1 protein-coding gene is annotated in these 2,004 nt (G+C 58.1%); it reads left to right on the top strand.

Translation table 11 applies throughout. The annotated features are described in order from the left end of the window. Nucleotides 1-156 precede the first annotated feature (156 nt). On the top strand, nt 157-1,872 hold the full coding sequence (locus NET02_RS16240; protein ID WP_284058477.1) for a protein O-mannosyl-transferase family: 1,716 nt from the start codon (nt 157-159) through the stop codon (nt 1,870-1,872). Nucleotides 1,873-2,004 lie beyond the last annotated feature (132 nt).

Raw genomic sequence — 2,004 nt, forward strand, 5'->3', positions numbered from 1 at the left:
CGACCTGCGCGAGACCCACCGCAAAGGGTTCTTCGACAAGATCAAGGACGCCCTGGGAGTCTGAGTTCGGTTATAATGCTTACACGCGCTGATCTGCTCGAATACACCTACTGGGTTTATTTACTGTAAACATAACTCACTTCAGGAGGCGATTGCGTGTTTACTGACGCATCGCGAGCTAGCTCACCAGGGCTTCGGTGGACCACTTGGCAGGCAAGACTTTCTCCCCATCGCTGGTCGCTCGCTTTGGCCGGATTCGTTGTTATCACAATTCTCACCCGACTTCCGTTTCAATCCCGAGTGCCATTCAATTGGGATTCCGTAAACTACCTCTTGGCACTCCAGCACTTTGATACTCGCATTCATCAGCCACACCCGCCAGGCAACCCCCTTTATGTTCTAACGGGTAAAGCGTTCGCTCTGATCAGTGGTGAGCCAAATCAAGCATTGGTCTGGACGAGTATTTTCTTTGCCGTGGTCGCAGTTCTTGGCACGGCCGTGCTTGGAAGGCAATTAGGGGACGAGGCTGCCGGAGTCTGGGCAGCACTGCTACTACTTGTTAACCCGCTCTTCTGGCTCTACAGCGAGGTGGCACTCTCCTACACCGCTGAGGCCGTTGCTGGCCTCGTCGTAGGCCTGGCCGTCTGGCGCTGTCGCACACACCCCGGCAGGCACAGCGCCGCGCTGCTCGGCCTTGCGCTCGCACTCGCCGGTGGCCTCCGCCCCACTGTCCTCATCCTCCTGGGCCCGCTGGCCCTCTTCGGCCTGTTCCCCCTGACCTGGCGCCAACGCGCGCTCGCCCTCACCGTGGGAGGCTTGCTCAGCCTGGCTTGGGCCGTGCCGCTCGTCGCCCTCTCGGGCGGGCCATCGCAGTACTGGCGAAGTCTGCAAGCCCTGACCACGAATCAGGTGTCCGAGTCATCCCTTCTCAATGGCGTGAGCACGTACTGGCTTCTGAATCTCCTCCACCTCGCCTCAGCGCTTATCATCGGACTCCTGCCAGTCGCGATCGTGGCGACGTACCCCTTTCTTCGCAGGCGTCGCTTGCCTGCCCTACGCCGCGATATGTGGCTGTTTCTCATTCTCTGGATCGCGCCGCCGTTGATCTTCTTCTTCGCGGTGCACTTCGGCCAATGGGGCTACTTACTCCTGGTACTCCCAGCATCATCAGTATTAGCCACAGTGCTCTTGCTTCAAGCATCAAGCACGGGGCAGACAGCGTGGCAGGGCCACGTGTCGTTCCTACTTCTTCTGGCCTCTCAGATTTCGGCTGCTCTCGTCTTCCAACGGATGACTATTGTTGAACATGATAGAGCTTGGCAAGAAACTGTCAGACTTGTTCGGACTCTTCCCCCGACAGGCACTGTGATATTGACACCCGCCCAGTATGCTTCGGAGTTCCGTCTCGCTGGCTACCTTCTGCCGGAGTACCGGGTCATCGGAGTGGGTCACGGTTTAGACGGGAGATGGGGTGCTGTCATCATGAGCCAACACTGGCAGATTGCTGCGATCGGCGAGCAGCGTCAACCACCGGAAATGGTTCAAGCGTTGAGGCTGACAGAAACGGAAGTGGTCTATTGCCCTACTGCCGAGACGCTCGTGATTCTTGGCAAAGACCTGCAAAGACGGATAGCCGACCCCCTAGCGTGGGGAATGGTAGCTCTACCCGCAGACCGTGCCCTGTATCTTTATCCGGTATCCAGGCCGATCTGTGTCGACTTCAGCGATGGACGAGTCAACATCATTGAGCCCCGCGGCGGTTTGCAGCACGAAGCGAGGCTCAGGGGACATATTGAGACTTTGCCAAGACTATGGGTGGGAGATTACCAGAAACCGAGGCGCTATGACACTGAAGTAGCCCTTTCCTATTGAGCTACGGGGAGAAAGCCGGTGCCACGCTGCTATAGAAGCCGTCTATCGTGACTCCAAGAGATCTACCTCGACCTGCCGGTCAATATCGTGCAGGCGGCGCTGGGCGCCGAGATCGAGGTGCCGACGGTGGAC

This window comes from Thermalbibacter longus (assembly GCF_023806485.1).
Lineage (GTDB): Bacteria > Chloroflexota > Chloroflexia > Thermomicrobiales > Thermomicrobiaceae > Thermalbibacter > Thermalbibacter longus.